11 protein-coding genes are annotated in these 16,432 nt (G+C 61.4%); 6 read left to right on the forward strand and 5 right to left on the reverse strand.

What is annotated here, in order from left to right; translation table 11 throughout:
* Nucleotides 1-49: 49 nt before the first annotated feature.
* Both MTP16_RS04685 and MTP16_RS04690 read right to left on the reverse strand, forming a co-directional pair.
* Nucleotides 50-2,506, reverse strand: coding sequence for a T9SS type A sorting domain-containing protein (locus MTP16_RS04685; RefSeq protein ID WP_243516341.1), 2,457 nt, complete (start codon nt 2,504-2,506; stop codon nt 50-52).
* A 596-nt stretch (nt 2,507-3,102) separates the two neighbouring features.
* Nucleotides 3,103-4,026 (reverse strand): bestrophin family protein, encoded by a 924-nt coding sequence (locus MTP16_RS04690; RefSeq protein ID WP_243516342.1) that lies wholly within the window; start codon nt 4,024-4,026, stop codon nt 3,103-3,105.
* Nucleotides 4,027-4,496: 470 nt separating this feature from the next.
* Between MTP16_RS04690 and MTP16_RS04695 the strand changes: the two genes are divergently transcribed.
* Together MTP16_RS04695 and MTP16_RS04700 are read left to right on the forward strand one after the other, a co-directional pair.
* Nucleotides 4,497-5,174 (forward strand): DedA family protein, encoded by a 678-nt coding sequence (locus MTP16_RS04695; protein ID WP_243516344.1) that lies wholly within the window; start codon nt 4,497-4,499, stop codon nt 5,172-5,174.
* A gap of 126 nt (nt 5,175-5,300) precedes the next feature.
* Nucleotides 5,301-6,053: a shikimate dehydrogenase family protein gene (locus MTP16_RS04700; protein WP_243516347.1), complete on the forward strand. Its 753-nt coding sequence runs from the start codon at nt 5,301-5,303 to the stop codon at nt 6,051-6,053.
* A gap of 142 nt (nt 6,054-6,195) precedes the next feature.
* Here MTP16_RS04700 and MTP16_RS04705 read toward each other — a convergent pair whose 3' ends face one another.
* Both MTP16_RS04705 and MTP16_RS04710 read right to left on the reverse strand, forming a co-directional pair.
* Nucleotides 6,196-8,733: a TonB-dependent receptor domain-containing protein gene (locus tag MTP16_RS04705; RefSeq protein WP_243516349.1), complete on the reverse strand. Its 2,538-nt coding sequence runs from the start codon at nt 8,731-8,733 to the stop codon at nt 6,196-6,198.
* A 274-nt stretch (nt 8,734-9,007) separates the two neighbouring features.
* The gene (locus MTP16_RS04710; protein WP_243516351.1) at nt 9,008-10,465 is read right to left on the reverse strand and encodes a serine hydrolase; all 1,458 of its coding nucleotides are present in this window, start codon (nt 10,463-10,465) and stop codon (nt 9,008-9,010) included.
* Between the two features lie 274 nt (nt 10,466-10,739).
* Between MTP16_RS04710 and MTP16_RS04715 the strand changes: the two genes are divergently transcribed.
* Nucleotides 10,740-11,936: a sensor histidine kinase gene (locus MTP16_RS04715; RefSeq protein WP_243516354.1), complete on the forward strand. Its 1,197-nt coding sequence runs from the start codon at nt 10,740-10,742 to the stop codon at nt 11,934-11,936.
* Nucleotides 11,937-12,087: 151 nt separating this feature from the next.
* Nucleotides 12,088-12,840, forward strand: coding sequence for a LytR/AlgR family response regulator transcription factor (locus MTP16_RS04720; protein WP_243516356.1), 753 nt, complete (start codon nt 12,088-12,090; stop codon nt 12,838-12,840).
* A 251-nt stretch (nt 12,841-13,091) separates the two neighbouring features.
* Here MTP16_RS04720 and wrbA read toward each other — a convergent pair whose 3' ends face one another.
* Nucleotides 13,092-13,706, reverse strand: coding sequence for an NAD(P)H:quinone oxidoreductase (gene wrbA, locus MTP16_RS04725; RefSeq protein ID WP_243516357.1), 615 nt, complete (start codon nt 13,704-13,706; stop codon nt 13,092-13,094).
* Between the two features lie 369 nt (nt 13,707-14,075).
* Here wrbA and MTP16_RS04730 point away from each other — a divergent pair, with 369 nt between their 5' ends.
* Nucleotides 14,076-14,735: an RNA polymerase sigma factor gene (locus tag MTP16_RS04730; RefSeq protein ID WP_243516358.1), complete on the forward strand. Its 660-nt coding sequence runs from the start codon at nt 14,076-14,078 to the stop codon at nt 14,733-14,735.
* Entirely contained in the window at nt 14,725-16,422 is a 1,698-nt protein-coding gene (locus MTP16_RS04735) for a hypothetical protein (protein WP_243516359.1), read from the forward strand. Before MTP16_RS04730 ends, MTP16_RS04735 begins: the two co-directional genes overlap by 11 nt.
* Nucleotides 16,423-16,432 lie beyond the last annotated feature (10 nt).

Genomic DNA, 16,432 nt, shown 5'->3' on the forward strand with positions numbered 1-16,432 from the left:
AGGCCGGCCCCCTTGCGGGAGCCGGCCTTTTTCGTGCGGGTGGCGCAGGTTACTGCTTCACCACTTTCAAGTTCTGAACTGCGCCCGAGGGCAGCGTCACGCGCACCATGTAGATGCCGGACTTCAGCTCTTTCACGCCGCTCACCGGCATGTCGGACACGCCCTTGCTCAGCTCAATCGACTCTTCCCGTACCGTGCGGCCGGTCATGTCGGTGATGCGCAAACGGCCTTGGCCAGCTTCATCCGACTGCACGGCGAGGTGCAGTTCGTCGTTGGAGTCGTAGGGGTTCGGGTAGGCCACCAAGGTAGCGGCAACAGCCTTGCCATCGAAGTTGACAGTGCGGGGGCCGAAGTAAGCGTCCTTGCCGTCGAGGTCGAGCTGGTGCAAGCGGTAGTACACCGTCTTGGCGCTGTAAGTCGTCTTGTCTTCGTAGCTGTAGTTGGTCAGCTTCGTGGAGTTGGGAGCAGCGCTGGGCACGTAAGCCACGGTGCGGAACTCTTTGCCATCGGTCGAGGACTGCACCTCGTAGCCTTTGCTGTTCTCCTCGGTAGCGGTCTGCCAGGTCACCAGGGCGTTGTTGCCGAGGCGCTTGGCGTCGAACGCCGTGAGGCGCACCGGCAGCGGGTTGTTCTGGTCGCCGAGGGTGAAGGTAGCGAAGTTGGTTACGCCCGTCTTCGTTACGGTGTTGTTCGCCACATCCACCGCACCGTCGCGGCCAATAGCACCGAAAGTGTTACCCGAGTTCGTCGATAGGAAGATAATCAGGTTCGGCTCGGGAATGCTGCCGGTGCCGGGCGTGATGGTGTTGGGACCATTCAGGTTCCGGGTTTCAGCGTCGCGGTAACGGAAGACCATTTGAGCCACCAGGCCGCCGGTCGTGGTTTGCGGGTCGCTGGGGCGCACGCCGAAGATGCGGCGGATGCCGAATCGGCCGGCCACGGGCGAATAAGCTTCCACCGTGTTGCGGGTCACTTCTACGATGCCGGGGTTGTTAGTATTGGCAGCATCACCGAAGGTCAGCGTCATACCCATGTTGCCATAAGTCCGGGTTTCGCCCACCAGCACGCCTACGCGGCTCGTGCGCACAAAGCCGTACAGGAAGGATGCATCCGTTTCGCCGGTGAGCTGGGCACCGTTGTTCGAGTTAACCAAGCCACGGTCGGACAGAATCACCACGTTGGCACCGGGGTTGCTGATGTTGGTCGACAAAACACCCGCGTTGGCATTGGGAGCCGTGTAGGGGTTGGTGGCGGCCGGTTGGTCGCCGGTCGATACGCCGGTCAGGAAGTTGAGCGACTGCGAAATGTTCATAATGCCGCTCAGCGTCTTATTGCCACCACCGGAGATATCAACACGGATGAAGCTACCGTTTGAGATGGTCTGGTTGGTGCCGGCAAACTCCATGATGGTGCCTTCGCGCTGAATGAAGCTGTCCTGAATGTTGCTGAAGTCGCCGTACACCTGCAGCTGGCCTTGCTCGAGGCGGCAGATGGAACGCGAAGCCTGCGAGGTACCACCCAAAACCAGGTTGCGGGCGCGGGCCGGACCGGAGTTGGTGTTGTCGTAGAGCACCGCACCGGCGGCCGTTGTTTTACGCGAGTCGGAGTTGACGTTCGGATACGGAACGCTGTTGCCGACGCCCAGGTCACGCACCAGGGCATTGATACCAGCATTCGGCACACCGTTGCTCCAGTTGCGCACGTCAAACCAGTTGTCGTTGAAACCACCCGTCCAGATGGTGTTGGCGGCAAGCGTACCCGAAACGGTGAAGTTGGCCGTGTAATAGGTATTCGCCGTGGGCGGGTCGGTAATCGTGACGGTATTACCGGTAGCACTGTTAAAGCCGTTGGCCTGGTAATACACTTCCAGCACGTAGGTGCCAGCCTGGGTTACCGCAGGCGTTGCAATCAGGTTAGGCTGCGAAAGGCCGGTGCCGGCCTGACTGGGGTCGAGCACAAAGGTTTTGGTAGTCGAAGTAGAACTACCCGTTTCCGTAAGGGTAATGGGTTGGAAAGCACTGACAGCAGCGCCGTTCAACGGGCGGGTGCGGTAGTAGAGCACCACGCTGGCAATGTTAACCGGCCCAGCTTGCGTTACCGTTACCGAGGTACCGCTGAGCAGCAATTGTCCTGAGTTCACATCATAAGCACCACCCGTAGCCGAAGCGCTCAGGTTAGCACCCTGGAAAGGGTTCGGCGTGGGGGGGTTGATGTTATAGGTTTCGAAGGAATTGGTAGGATTGGGGTTTTGGCTAGTAGCCGGGGGAACACCGTTGGGGTCGAACGTGATGGTGTTGGCCGTAACCGTGGGAGGAGGCGTCGGAATACCAGTAACCGTAAAGTAAGCCGTGTAAGGAGTACCAGCAGGGTCAGAAACAGTCGAGCGCCCAAAGTTGGCCTTAAAGGTCACTTCTACGCCATAATCACCAGCACTAGTAACCGATGAGATTAAATCACGCAGGGCATTGGTTTCGCTGTAAACAGAACCACCTGTGGTAGTAGGCACCAAGTTAATGGTTTGCAGAGGACCTACGTTCGCAAAAGTAGTGTTGTTAAACACTTGATATTCAAGGCGCACACTAGTCGGGGCAGCAGCACCTGTTTGCGTCACGGTAACTTCCCCGCCATTGATGAGCAGTGCACCTGGCGTATTGATGTCGTAACTACCGAGTTGGGCGTTATTAAAGTTGGGAGAAACGCTTGAACTGCCACCATAAGGCGTATTGGTATTACCAGGCGTGGTTTTATCAATGAAGATGGTGCTGTTCGTCAAAGTACCTTGTGCCTGCACGTTCAGTGCCGAGCCCAAGCCGACAAAAATGGCGAAGAGAGGAAGCAGGAAGCTTAGGAAGCGCCGCTGTCGCAACAGCTTCTGAGTAAAGGTTAAAGTTTGCATTGGATTGGGAATTGGATGTTAAAGGGAGGGAAACGAAAATCTCGTGTTTCGTCACGAGGCGCGTATACGCAGGGGTCAAAAAAAGGTACAGTTGTTACCAAAAAGTCAAATATTTTGTTAAAATGTTTTAAATTAGCATTATGCTATATTGAGCAAAAGCAGTTCCAGCCAATTTCTTGGTAGCCGTACGAATCACCAGGCTGGGGCTAATGGATTACGCTGTAGGGAACAGAAGCCAGCGCCTTTTTCTCGGCGGGCAGTTCCACTCCCAGCAAATCATGCACGCTTACTCGAATCTTGTTGGAAAGTTGCGTGATGGGCAAGTCATTGCTGTCGTAACCAAAAGGATTTTCAATTTCGTTGCCAATCATCTCGAGGCCCAGCATGGCGTAGGCCCCAATCATGGTGATGGGCACCATCCACCAGCCGCACGAATCTACGAGCACCAACGGCATTATCATAATAAACACCGTAATATAGCATTTGATAAAAAAGCTATAGGAATAGGGAATGGGGGTGGCTTTGATGCGCTCGCAGGTGCCGTTCACGCTCATCATGCTCAGGTAGTGCTGCTTGATGTTGATGAGGTGAATGGGGTCAAAAATCTGAACCTGACGCAATTGCTCCACGCTCTCCATGAGCACGGCAATGATGGTAGAGGCCACGTTTTCGGCCTTTTGCAGGCGGTCGATGATGTCGGGCGTGGCCTCCATTTTGTCGAAGCGCACGCGGTTGCGCAGGCTGCCTTCGAGGGCGATGGGGAAGTTGGAGATGAGAGCCGCGAAGTAGCGGCGGCTCGATTTGGCCTCGCGCGGGAGCAGGGCGTTCATTTCCATGGCCAAGCCCCGGCACTGCGACACCAGCACGCCCCACACCTTGCGGCCTTCGTAGTACCGGTCGTAGGCCGTGTTGGTGCGGAACACCAGCAGCAAGCTGAGCAGAATGCCCAGAATGGACAGGTACTCGCGCCCGATGCGCACGTTCATCGTGTGGAAGTCGAGGCTTATCACGGCAATGGCCGAGCCATAGAGGCCCACCAGCGCCACGCGCTTCAGCAGCAAACGAATAACGGCGGAGGTGTGGAAGTGCTTCAAGGCCCGCCACCAATCGCCCCCTTGATAAACAATCATCGGTCGAGTAAAATATTAAGCCTGCAACGGCAAAGGATTGGCAGAGGTTGGGCGTTTTTTTTTGGTGCCACACTGCGGTGCTGCCTCCGAGCCGGCGGCTGCGGTGGCGGGCCAATCATACGGCGTGCCAACTTTTAAGCAGCGGGCACAAATCGGGGGCCTCAACGAGGAGGCTTTTCGCCAGTTCCAGGGCCAAACGGCCACCGGAGCTGGATTAAGCGGAAATTTGAAAGCTTAAAAAAATGATGACAAAATTACAACTTCGTTGCGCGCCAACCAACCGGCCTTGGCAGCCAAGGCCAACTATGCAAGTGCTGGAAGCATGAAGCCCAACGGCTAAAGGCTTAGGATAATTTTTAAAAAGAATGGAATACCCCCGCCAAATCGGGGGCTGAGGGCGGGCCGCTGCAGCTTTGGCGCCGGGACTTCGGCCCGCGACGGTTTTCTTTGTGGTTCACTTTACGCCCGGCATGGAAATTATTAAGCACTTCTTCGACTTATTGCTGCACCTCGACAAGACGCTGGTTAGCGTGGTGCATGAGTACGGCAGTCTCACCTACCTCATCCTGTTTCTCATCATCTTCACCGAAACCGGGGTGATTGTGATGCCTTTCCTGCCCGGCGACTCGCTGCTGTTTGTGGCCGGCACGCTGGCTGCCCAGCCCAACCCCGACACGGGCCACCCCCTGCTCAACATCTGGCTGCTGATTCCGCTGCTGATAGCGGCGGCCTTCATCGGCGATAACCTGAACTATGCCGTAGGCGACTACCTCGGGCCAAGGGTGTTTCGGGAAGACTTCAAGTTTTTGAACCGCAAGTACCTCGACCAGACCCAGGCTTTCTACGCCAAGCACGGCGGCAAAACCATCATTATGGCGCGCTTCGTGCCCATTGTGCGCACGTTTGCGCCGTTTGTGGCCGGCATTGGCACCATGACGTACCGCTATTTTGCTTCGTACAGCATTGCGGGAGCGGCGCTGTGGGTGATTTCGCTCACGCTGGCCGGCTACCTGTTCGGCAACATTCCGCTGGTTAAAAACAACTTCACGCTGGTTATCTACGGAATCATTCTGATTTCGGTGCTGCCGCCGCTGTGGTCGTTTGTGAAGAGCAAGCTGAGCCCCGCGCCCGAGGCTAATGCCCGTTAAGCTGCTGGCCTGCTTTTGGCCACGATAAATTGTCATTATTTAGCGAAACGCCCTCGGCTGACAGGTCGGGGGCGTTTTTTTGTGTTCTTTTGACGCCCCTCCCCTTCCACCCTCCCACCCAGCTCCATGCGCCAGTTCGGGCTTATCGGCCGCACCCTCCGCCATTCTTTTTCCCAGACGTATTTCACGCAAAAGTTTTACACCCTGGGCCTCGGCGACCACGAATATGAGCTGTTCGAGCTGGCCTCCGTTAACGAGCTGCCGGGCGTGCTGGCCACGCACCCCGACCTGGTGGGCCTTAACGTGACGGTACCTTATAAGGAGTCGGTGATGCTGTACCTGGACGAGCTGGCGCCTTCGGCCACCCGCGTGGGCGCCGTGAACGTGATAGAGCGCACGGCCGAGGGCCGCCTGCGCGGCCACAACACCGACCACGTGGGCTTCCGGGAGTCGTTGCGGCGGTTTTTTCCGGCCCAGCCGGAAGCGCGGGCGCTGGTGCTGGGCACGGGCGGCGCTTCCAAAGCGGTGGCCACGGCCTTGCAGGACCTGGGCATTGCGCACTGGACGGTGAGCCGCGACCCGCTGGCTCACGGCCTCACCTACGCCGACCTGACGCCGGAGCTGGTGGCGGCCCATCACCTCATCATCAATGCCACGCCGCTGGGCACCTTCCCGCACACCGACGAATGCCCGCCCCTGCCCTACGAGGCGCTAACGGAGCAGCACTACCTGCACGACCTGGTGTATAACCCCGCCGAAACATTGTTTATGCAGAAAGGCAAGGATGCCGGCGCACAGGTGAAGAACGGGTTTGAGATGCTGTGCTTGCAGGCGGAGGCGGCTTGGGAAATCTGGAACACTTCGCTTAATGAGGATTGAGAAAGTGAGAAATAAAACCCGTCTGTCATCCTGAGCGCAGCGAAGGACCTTATCACCGCTGAACGCCTAAGGTTCGAACGTGATAAGGTCCTTCGGTGCGCTCAGGATGACAGACGGGTTTCAGCTTGTGATAAGGTCGCCCTTATTGCTGGCCGCCCTGGCTTTCGCCGGCTTTGGTGTCGTCGTTGCGGATGCTGCGGCGCTGCTTGGGCGGGGCCGCCTCGATTTTGCCGAAGCGGTAGCTGAAGGCCAGGCGGATGCCGCGCAGGGCGATGTAGTTGTGCTGCTCCAGGGTGAATAAGGGTGTGCTGACGTTGGAGTTGAGGTCGCGCCGGTCGGTGAGGAAGTTATCGGCGTTGAGGGTGAGGTCGCCTTTCTCCTTCAGAACGGTTTTCTTGATGCCCACGGAATAGTAGTTCCAGGCAGCGGCGCGGCCCTGCAGCTGCACGCGCGACGAGCTGATGCCGCCGTAGAACTGCGCGCTCAGCGTTTTGGTGAATTTGTAGGTCGAATTGAGGTTGAAGTTGTACATCAGGCCCTCGTTGGTGGTGTTGAGGTAGCCCGAGCGCAGCACCACGTAGTTGAAGGAGGTGGAGCCGCTGACTTCCCACTTGGGCATGGGCTTGAAGGAGCCGAACACGCTGGCGCCGTAGGTGTGGTTGCGGGCCACGTTGGCGTAGGTGGTCAGAGTGGTTTCACCGGACCGACTCCGAATAGCCTCAATGGCGTTGTTGGTCTGGCGCGTGAAAAGCGAGAAATTCAGCACCGAGCCCTTCACGAAGGTGCTGTAGTTCAGCTCGTAGCTGTCGGTGAATTCCGGGTCGAGCGTGGGGTCGCCTTTGCTGATGTTGAATTTATCGACGCGGTTTTCGTAGGGGTTCAGGTAGTAGATGTTGGGGCGCTGAATGCGCTTGCTGTAGGCCAGGCGCAGGGTGTTGCCGGGCTTGCGGGTGTAGCTGACGCTGGCGTTGGGCAGCAGGCTGGTGTAGCCGCTGGTGAAGCGGGTGATGTCGTTTTGCTGGAAGCGGCCCACGATGTCGGTGCGCTCGAGGCGGGTGCCCACGCGGGAGTTCAGCTTTTTGCCCAGCGGGAAGCCGTAGGTGCCGTACACGGCGGCCACGTTCTGGTCGTAGTCGAACACGTTGGAGCGCTGCTGGTCTACCACAAACGGGGCGTCAGTACCGGTGGCGGTTTGAATCTGGTAGTCGCTCAGCACCCGACGCAGAATGGCCTTGCCGCCCACTTCCACGCTTTGCTTGTCGCCAATGGGGTGCGTGTAGTCGGTCTGGAGCGTGGTTTCGAGGTTGCGCGAGAGGTTGTCGCTGCTTTCGCGGTAATTGGGCAGGCCGGTAGCGGTGAACTGGTTTTCGTACTGGTTCAGCGCGTAGGGCTGCAGGTTGCGGTTGCGCGAGTGCTGAGCCAACAGGCTCCACTCGCGGCGCGGCTTGCCTTCGAAGGTGCGCGTGTAAGTGCCGTTCACGTCGTAGCTCGACGAGTTGAAGGTGTACTCGGTGGCGCGGGTGAACAGCTGGCTGGGCGAAGGGCCGGCGATGTTCACGAAGTTGTTGATTTGCTCGCTTTCGCTGTTGTTGCGGTTGAGGCTGCCGCTGAAGCCCACGGTGAGGCTGTGGTTTTTGGCGGGGTCGTAGTCGAGGCTCATGCGGCCGTAGGCGCCGCCGCCGAGGTTGTCGCCGCTGCCGTTCTGGCTCAGCCGCGAGATGACGTTGTCGGGCGAGCCGTTGAAGCTGGTGCGCTCCGAGGTGCTGGCGCTGGGGCTGTAGTAGAGGTAGCTGCTGAGGTTGGTATTCACGCCCACTTTGCCGCGGCGCACGTTGAGGCTGCCGCCAGCGTTGGAGCTGCGGTTGCCGGCGGCGGCGTTCACGCTGCCGTTCACGCCCTGCAGGTTGTTCTTTTTCAGAATGATGTTCACGATGCCGGCCGTGCCTTCGCCGTCGTACTTGGCGCCCGGCGTGGTGATGACTTCCACGGAGGCAATCTGGTCGGCGGGCAGCTGCTTGAGGGCGTCGGCCAGGTTGCCGGCCAGGATGCTGCTGGGCTTGTTGTTGATGAGCACCCGGATGTTGGAGGAACCGCGCAGCTGCACGTTGCCGTCGAGGTCCACGTTCAGCAGCGGCACTTTGCGCAGCACGTCGGCGGCCACGCCGCCCTTGTTGGTGAGGTCGCGGTCGGCGTTGTACACGATGCGGTCGGGCTTCACCTCCACGGTTTCCTTTTCGCCGGTCACGGTCACGTCGCCCAGCTGCTGAGCGCTGGCCGCGAGGCTGAGCGCGCCCAAGTCGGTAGTGCCACTGGTCACGGTCACCTCCCGCGTCAGGGCCGCGTAGCCCAGGAAGCTGAGCTGCAGGCGGTAGGTGCCCGGTGCCAGTCCGCGCAGGCTGAAGCGGCCCTTCTCGTCGGCCACGGTGCCGTCGATGGGCGTGTCGCCGGTGGGGGGCAGCAGGGCCACGGTGGCAAACTCGACGGGCTTTTTGGTGGCCCCGTCGAGCACGGTGCCGCTGAGGCGGCCGGTGCCTTTGGGCGCGTCGGGCAGTACCAGCGGCTTGGGCGCGGCGAGCTTAGGGGCCGTAGCGGCAGGTGCGGGGGCCGTAGCGGGGGTTTGGGCGTAGGCAGAGCTAGCGCAGGTCGCCAGCAGCGACAAGCCGAGTAGGGTGTGTTTCATTTGCAGAAAGAAGGTGCAGGCGAAGGATGCGGAAAGAAGGCAAGCGTTGCGGTGAGCAGTCAGAAAATCAATTGGTCACAGCAAGCATTATATCGACAAAGGTCCGTTTTTATTACACGGCCTCAAAGAAAATTCGCACTCTTGAAGCGGTTTTGGCATTGGGCCTACCCACACGGTGTAGGGGCGGGGCTAGCCCCCGCCCGTCGTTGAACAGAATCGTTGAGCCGGCGCACGCGTCCGGGCGGGGGCTAGCCCCGCCCGGACGCGTGCGCCGCTACTCCACCTTTGCCGCCCGTTGGGCAGCGCCGCCCTGGTGCAGGATGAGCTGGGCCACCTGGCCGCTGGTGTTTTTGGCAAATTCGACCTGCGCGGGCACCCCCTTCAGCGAAAAAAGCACGGGCGAGGCGGCTACGGTTTCAAACTCCGACTGTCCGGTAGCTTGCACGAAGAGCTGGCCCGCCCGCTCCCGCACCGTGATGCGGAAGCTCGGCGACAGCTCGTACACGCCCACGTAGGTACCAAGCACAGCGGCGCTCACGGCCACCGGCGCGCCGGCAGCAGCCGGCCCGGCCACAGACACTGGCGCCGCGGCCGGCTGGTGGTGCATAATGCGCAGCAGGCCGCGGCGCAGCTCACCCAGCGACTGGCTGTTGTGGTTATCGAGCAGCACAATCACCTGCTGGCTCTGGGGCACCCGCACCAGAAAGGAGCTGAAGCCGTTGATGCCGCCGTTGTGCTCTTGAATGAGTGAGGTGTCGGCCTCGGCCCCGATTTTAGCCTTGAACACCATCCAGCCATAAGCGTAGTTCTTGAGCACGGGCGTGAACAGCTGCTTCTTGCTGGCTTCCGTCAGCACTTTGCCTGCATCCAGCGCCTGGCTCCAGCGGTATAAGTCCGAAGCGGTGGAGGTGATGGCGCCGGCCGCGTAGGGCACCGTCAGGTCGATGGGCGGAGTGGGCACCAGGCCGTTGGGCGTGGCTTGGTAGCCGGCGGCGCGGCGCGGGTCGGCGGCTTCCACCACGTCTAGGGAAGTGGCTTTCAGCTTAAACGGCCGGGCAATGTTTTCTTGAAAAACCTGGGCGTAGGGCTTGCCGGTTACCCTTTCGATGATTGCTCCCAGCAACACGTAGTTTGAGTTGCTGTAGCGGTACTGGGTGCCGGGCGCAAACTCCAGCGGCAAACCCGAGAACAAAGCCACCAGCTGCGCGGGCTCTTGGTGGCTGCGCATCACGGCCGGGAAGGTGGGCAGGGCGGTGTAGTCGGGCAGGCCGGCGGTGTGCGACAATAGCTGGTGCACGGTAATCTGGCTGCCGGCGGGCTGGGGGTAGCTGGGGAGGTAATCGGCCACCTTGCCGTCGAGCCGGAGCTTGCCCTGCTCCGCCAGCTGCAGTACCAGCGCAGCCGTAAATTGCTTGGTGAGCGAGCCGATGCGAAACTTGGTTTCGGGCGTGTTCGGTGTGCCTTTGTCGCGGTTGGCCAAGCCGTAGCCTTTTTGCAGCACTACTTTGCCCTGGTCGGCCACCAGCACGGTGCCCATGAACAGGCCGGCTTTCTCGTATTGCCGCACGTAGTCGTCGAGCTGCTGAGCCAGGGGAGCGGCGGGAGTGGCAGCAGTAGCCGGGGGCGCTGCCATAGCCGCAGCGGTGGGTTGTGCCTGTAGAATGGAATTGGCCACTAAGCTGAGCAGCAAAGTGCCGGTGCAGGCAACACGGAGGCGGAATGCTTTTTTCATGACGGGGCAGGTGAAGATGTGAGTGCTGAGTTTGTTGTTGAGTTCTGTGGCAAACCTAGACCCGCCCAAACTGCCCCAAATACTTAATCAACCAACCCCAACCGGGCCGGCGGCAACGCCCTTTTTTTAGCCTTCAACCCCTTGCCTGCTTCTACCAACCGGCAACCGGATGCCGGGTCTGGCGTTGGTGGTGTGGCTGTCGGCGTTGCGCTAGCCGGGCAGGGCGTTGGTTGAATGCCGACGCGGCGCCTTTCGGCTTTTCCTACCTTTCGGCGTGGAAAATTCCCTTCTTTCGCCTACGTCTGCTGCTTCTGCATCGGCCGCTTCTGAGCAGCTGCCGCCGGCCCGCCCCCACGGTACCGGCCCGGCCTGGTGGCGCCCGGCGCCCGACAACACCCCCATTCCGTGGTGGGTGCACGCGCTGCTGGTGGCCGTGCTGCTGGCCCTCGATGGCCTGCTCTACTACGCCATGCGCCTCAACCCCAAAAACACCGTGAAACTCGACGCGGTGTGGGTGGTGCGCAATCTGGCCCTTGACGGCGTCACGGCGTTGCTGTTTTACTGGAATTGGCTGGCGGTGTTTCCGCGCACGCTGTCGCAGGGGCGCGTGGGTCGCTATTTCCTGGAAGCGCTGGTCTGGGCGGCGGTATTTTCGCTGCTGCGCATCACGGTTTCAGACATGGTTTACCGCGTGATGAACGGCAGCCATCCGGGCCTGGATTCCTACAACTGGGGGCTGTGGGCCGGGCTGCTGCTGGGTGGACTGCTCACGATGGGCGCCAGCTCGGGCGTCCGCATCACCCTCGACTACCTGCACGGCCAACGCCAGCGCCGCGAACTGGAACGCCAGCACCTGCTCACCGAGCTGGGCATGCTCAAAACCCAAATCAACCCGCACTTTTTGTTCAACACCCTCAACAACATCTACTCCCTCACCAGCCGCAAGTCGGACCGCGCCCCGGAAGCCGTGCTGCGCCTGGCCGAAAGCATGCGCTACCTGCTCTACGACAGCAGCGCCGACGCCGTGACCCTGAGCCAGGAGCTCACTCACCTGCGCAGCTTCCTCGACCTGCAGCGCCTGCGCCTGCCCGCCGCCGAGGCCGCTACGGCGATTGTCCTCAACGTCTACGGCCCCGTGGAGGCCGCCCCACCCGTGGCCCCGCTCCTGCTGCTGCCCCTGGTCGAGAATGCCTTCAAGCACGGCGACCTTGCCGCCCGCCCCGAAGCCATCCGCATCGAGCTCGAAGTAGACGGCGCCGAGTTGCGCTTCTCCGTGCACAACTACGTGGCCGCCATCGCCGACCTGCCGCGCCAGCCCGGCGGCCTCGGCCTGCACAACCTGCGCCGCCGCCTGGAGCTGCTGTACCCGGAGCGCCACGCGCTGCACGTCCGCACCTTGCCTGGCGAATATGCGGTGGAATTGGTGCTACAGCTTGATGGGAATGAGCATGTTTTGCGGAATTCGTTTTGACCTGGAGCCTCACCCCCGGCCCCTCTCCCTGGGGAGAGGGGAGCCTTATGCCAGCGCAAGACCGGTGCCCCCTCAGGGGGTCAGGGCGTGAGGGCCCACGCCTGAACGCAGCCCGCATGACGTTCTTTGAAGCCTACCAACTCTTATTCCCATGCAACGCCTAACCTGCGCCATTCTTGATGACGAACCGCTGGCCCTCGAGCTGCTGACCGACTACTGCGCTCAGGTGCCTTTCCTGGAGCTGCGCGGTCAGTTTCACGACGCGCTGGCCGGCCTGGCTTTCCTGCAGGATAACCCGGTGGATGTCGTGTTCATGGACATTCACATGCCGCGCCTCACCGGCCTGCAACTGGTGCAGCTGCTGCCCGCGCCAGCGCCCCGCATCATCTTCACCACCGCCTACGACCAGTACGCCGTGCAGAGCTACACCCTGAACGCGGCCGACTACCTCCTGAAACCCATCGCCTTCGACCGCTTTTTGCAAGCCGTGAGCAAGGTGCGCCAAGCGCTGCCGAGTAGCTCAGTGGCCTCGGTTGCGACCGTTCCGGAAGTGCCCGCGCCAACTCCAACACCCGCGCCGGCCGATGCCATGTTTGTGAAGAACGAGCACCGGCTGCAGCGCGTGGCTTTCGATAACATTCTTTATATAGAGGGCATGAAGGAATACCTGCTGCTGCACACCGCCAGCGCCGGCAAAATTCTCACCCTGCAGTCCTTCCGCCGCGTGGAGGAAGTGCTGCCGCCCGAGCGGTTTGCCCGTATCCATAAGTCATTCCTCGTAGCTCTCAGCCGCATCGAGCACGTGGAGCGCGGCAAGGTGCAGGTGGCCGGCCGCCTGCTGCCCGTGGGCGACACCTACCGCGAGTCGTTTGCCGAGCTGATTCGGGCGCATAATCAGCTGTGAGATGGTGGATTGGTGGGTTGATGGAGTGGCGGGTTGTCATTGCGAGCGAAGCGCGGCAATCCGTCCTCTCCATGTGACCAGCTTTGAAACGTGACAAAGCCAAGCAAAAAGCCCCGGCACCATTGCGGTGCCGGGGCTTTCTGGTAAAAGAGTGTGTCTGGAATTTACAGGACGGATTAGCTACGCTGTCCTTCGGGTGCTACGGCCTGCGGCCGCAATGACACCCACCATTCCGCCAACTCACCAATCCGCTACTTCGCGGCCAGCTTCTTGGCGATTTCCGAGGTGTGCTTGCCCTGGAAGCGGGCGCCTTCGAGCTCGTTTTCGCTGGGCTGACGCTCGCCCTGGCCGCCGGCCACGGTGCTAGCGCCGTAGGGCGTGCCGCCGGTCACTTCGTGGTGGCCCATCTGGCCCTGCCAGGCGTAGGGCAGGCCCACAATCACAAAGCCGTGGTGCAGCAGTTCGGTGTGGAAGCTGCGGATGGTGGTTTCCTGGCCGCCGTGCTGGGTGGCGGTGCTCACAAACACGCCGCCGACTTTGCCCACCAGCGCGCCCTTGGCCCACAGGCCGCCGGTGCTGTCCATGAAGGCCTGCATCTGGCCGCAGAGGTTGCCGTAGCGGGTGGGCGTGCCGAAGATGATGGCGTCGTACTCCACCAGTTCGTTGGGCGTGGCCACGGGCACGTGCGCGAAAGCCTGCTGGGCGCCGGTGGCGCCGGTTTGGTCCAGAATTTCTTTGGAAAGCGTTTCGGGCACGCGCTTCACCACCACTTCGTTGCCTTCTATCTGGCGGGCACCTTCGGCCACGGCTTCGGCCAGCTTCCAAACGTGGCCATAGGTGGAGTAAAACAGCACAAGGGTCTTCATGCGAAAGGGGTTTAAGGGGTTGAAAAAGGAAATAGTTTAGACAAGCTGATTCAGTACGCGCCGGCAAAAAATAAGGCCGGAGCCGAGCCAATATCAATGTACCTACATTGATAATACCGCTAAGCGTCCTCGAAGGTTACTAATCAGGCATTAAATATATTCGACGATGGATTGGTGTCTGGCTTTGCTTCAGCTTTTGTTTTGGGAGGTTTGCAACGGGCTTGCAACCATTCGGCGCGGGCTTGCATCTCCCTTGCAACACGCCCCCTGCGGGGCGGGCTTCCCTGGCTCGACTCGCCTTTCCATGCTGCAAAAAATGACCTTCTCTGCTACCTTCTCCCTCGCCGGCTCGGGTTACCGGCTGCCGGCATGAGCGCCGCCACCTGGTTTGCCTTCGGCGCCGACGACGTGCTGCCCGACCAAGCGGCCCAGCCCGTGGCGCCGCGCCTCACCGCCAGCCGCCACTCGGCCGTGACCAGCCCGCCCACCGAAGCCGAGCTGATTGACGGCTGCCTGCGCGGCCGCCAGCTGGCCCAGAAGCTGCTCTACGACAAGTACGCCGGCAAGATGATGGCTGTGTGCCTGCGCTACGCCCAAACCACCTTCGAGGCCGAAGACGTGCTGCAGGAAGGCTTCCTCACGGTGTTCCGCACGCTGGCCAGCTTCCGGCGCGAGTGCCCGCTGGAATTCTGGATTCGCCGTATCATGATTAACGCGGCCCTGCGCCAGCACCGCCGCAACGCCTCGCTGGTGGCGGTGAGCGACGGCGAATATCCCGAGACGCTGTCGAGCGAGGAATTCACGCTCAGCAACTACAATTTTCAGGAATTATTGGCGATGGTGCAGGAGCTAGCACCGCGCTACCGGATGGTCTTCAACCTTTACGCCATTGAAGGCTATACGCATAAGGAAATCGGCGAATTATTAGGTATCACCGAGGGCACGAGCAAGTCGCAATATTCTCGGGCCCGCGTCATCTTGCAAACTAAATTGGAGCGCCTGAGCGCGCCCCCCCGCCATGTCAGCTAATCCTATCGACGATAACGCTACGCCCAAAAACACCGGCAGCCTGGAAGACCTGTTTCGCCACCACCTGGGCGAGGAGGCCGCCGTGCCCCCGCGCCCCATGCTGTGGGACCAGATTGACAACTCCCTGCTGATTCGGCAAAACGAAAGCTACCGCAAACGCCTCACGGCCACCCGCTGGGTGGCCGCGGCCAGCCTGCTGCTGGCCACGCTGGCCGGCACCGGCTGGTGGACCCAGCACGACGGCGGCTTCGGCGGTGCCGAAGTGGCCACGGTAACAGGCCCGGCCGCCTCGCGCAATGGCCAGCAAGCCAGTACAACAGCGGCTTCGACCAAACAGGCCGTAGCTGTCAACGGCAGCTTAAACGGTGTAGCCAGCCGGCCGGCCACCACGGCACCGGCCGGCGCCGCACCCGGCGCCGCACCCGGCGCCGCGGGCATAGTCGCTGCTTCAGAAGCTGGCTTGAATGGCCGTAGCAGCGCTACCGCACCGACTTATGCAGCGAATGTTGCACCGGCCGGTACCGGTTTCGGGGCCGCTTCGGTTCGTGGCGGCTTTGAGCGCAATGCCCACGCCACCGTCGGCCGCAGCACCCGTGCCGCTCAGCCGTTGGCCAACGGCAGCCGCTTCGAAAACGCCAGCCGCGCCATTGTTGCCCAAACCCAACAGACGCCCGCAGCCACTGCCGGCACCACGGAAACCGGGCTACTGGCTGCCGGAGCCGCGCCGGCTGGCACCGTTTCAGCCAATGGTGTTGCGGCTACTGGCGGAGCCAGTTCCAGCCTCGCCACGGAAGAAACGGGTACTGCTTCGGCAGCATCGATGCCCTCTTCGACTGCAATTGCTTCGCAGCAGGTGGGCTTTCTCGCTGCCCGGCCGGCGGCCCTCAGCCTGCTGACGGGCGCCACGCTGCCCAAAGGCCTGTCCCCGGTGGCGTTGCCCGAGCCCACGCCGGCTGCCGACTTCAGCAAGTGGCACTACAGTGCCAGCTACGCGGCCTCGGTTTTCAACCCGAACGTGAACTTCTCGCGGGCCGGCATCGAGCCCGAGTTTGGCTACAATCCCGCCCTGGGTCCCGATTCGCCGGCCCTAACCGAAGCCGCCGCCGCCCAATACCGCGAAAACCTGCGCCCGGGCCTGAGCCAGCGCATTGCGCTGCTGGCCACGCGCCACCTCAAGGGCCACTGGTCGGCCAGCACGGGTTTGGAGTTCAGCCAGTCTACGGCTAAATCGGCCTCTACTGCGGCCTTTGTAGGCGAGCAGCTCTATGACCTGGGCTCGTTCACCAACGGCCAGATGCGCACCACGGACTTCCAATACCGCATGGGCAGTGTGCCCCTGCAAGTAACCTACTCCAACCCCGTGAAGCGCGGCTGGAGCCTTTACGGCCGCTTAGGCGGTGTAGTGAGCGCCCTGCTAGGAGCTCGCAGCGCCGTAGAAGGCGAGCCGGAAGCTACCAAAACCTATTCGGCGTTTTCGGCCGGCATGCCCTACCGCCTGGTGCTGGGCAGCGTGCGCGGTGCGGCGGGCGCGCAGTTCCGCCCCGTGGCCGGCAATTGGGCCTTCACCCTGGGCCCCGTGGCCGAGTTTGGCCTGACGCCCCTCAACGCCCACCCCGCTCAGAGCTTCATGGCCCAAAGCCGCCCCTACAGCTTTGGCATGGAAGCCGGCGTGGAGTTCGGTCGGTAAGAACGAGTAC

Source organism: Hymenobacter monticola (assembly GCF_022811645.1).
Classification (GTDB): domain Bacteria; phylum Bacteroidota; class Bacteroidia; order Cytophagales; family Hymenobacteraceae; genus Hymenobacter; species Hymenobacter monticola.

Coding starts and splice junctions, on each gene's coding strand:
- MTP16_RS04690 (WP_243516342.1), bottom strand. CDS start 4,026: ATGATTGTTTATCAAGGGGGCGATTGGTGGCGGGCCTTGAAGCACTTC.
- MTP16_RS04695 (WP_243516344.1), top strand. CDS start 4,497: ATGGAAATTATTAAGCACTTCTTCGACTTATTGCTGCACCTCGACAAG.
- MTP16_RS04700 (WP_243516347.1), top strand. CDS start 5,301: ATGCGCCAGTTCGGGCTTATCGGCCGCACCCTCCGCCATTCTTTTTCC.
- MTP16_RS04705 (WP_243516349.1), bottom strand. CDS start 8,733: ATGAAACACACCCTACTCGGCTTGTCGCTGCTGGCGACCTGCGCTAGC.
- MTP16_RS04710 (WP_243516351.1), bottom strand. CDS start 10,465: ATGAAAAAAGCATTCCGCCTCCGTGTTGCCTGCACCGGCACTTTGCTG.
- MTP16_RS04720 (WP_243516356.1), top strand. CDS start 12,088: ATGCAACGCCTAACCTGCGCCATTCTTGATGACGAACCGCTGGCCCTC.
- wrbA (WP_243516357.1), bottom strand. CDS start 13,706: ATGAAGACCCTTGTGCTGTTTTACTCCACCTATGGCCACGTTTGGAAG.
- MTP16_RS04730 (WP_243516358.1), top strand. CDS start 14,076: ATGAGCGCCGCCACCTGGTTTGCCTTCGGCGCCGACGACGTGCTGCCC.
- MTP16_RS04735 (WP_243516359.1), top strand. CDS start 14,725: ATGTCAGCTAATCCTATCGACGATAACGCTACGCCCAAAAACACCGGC.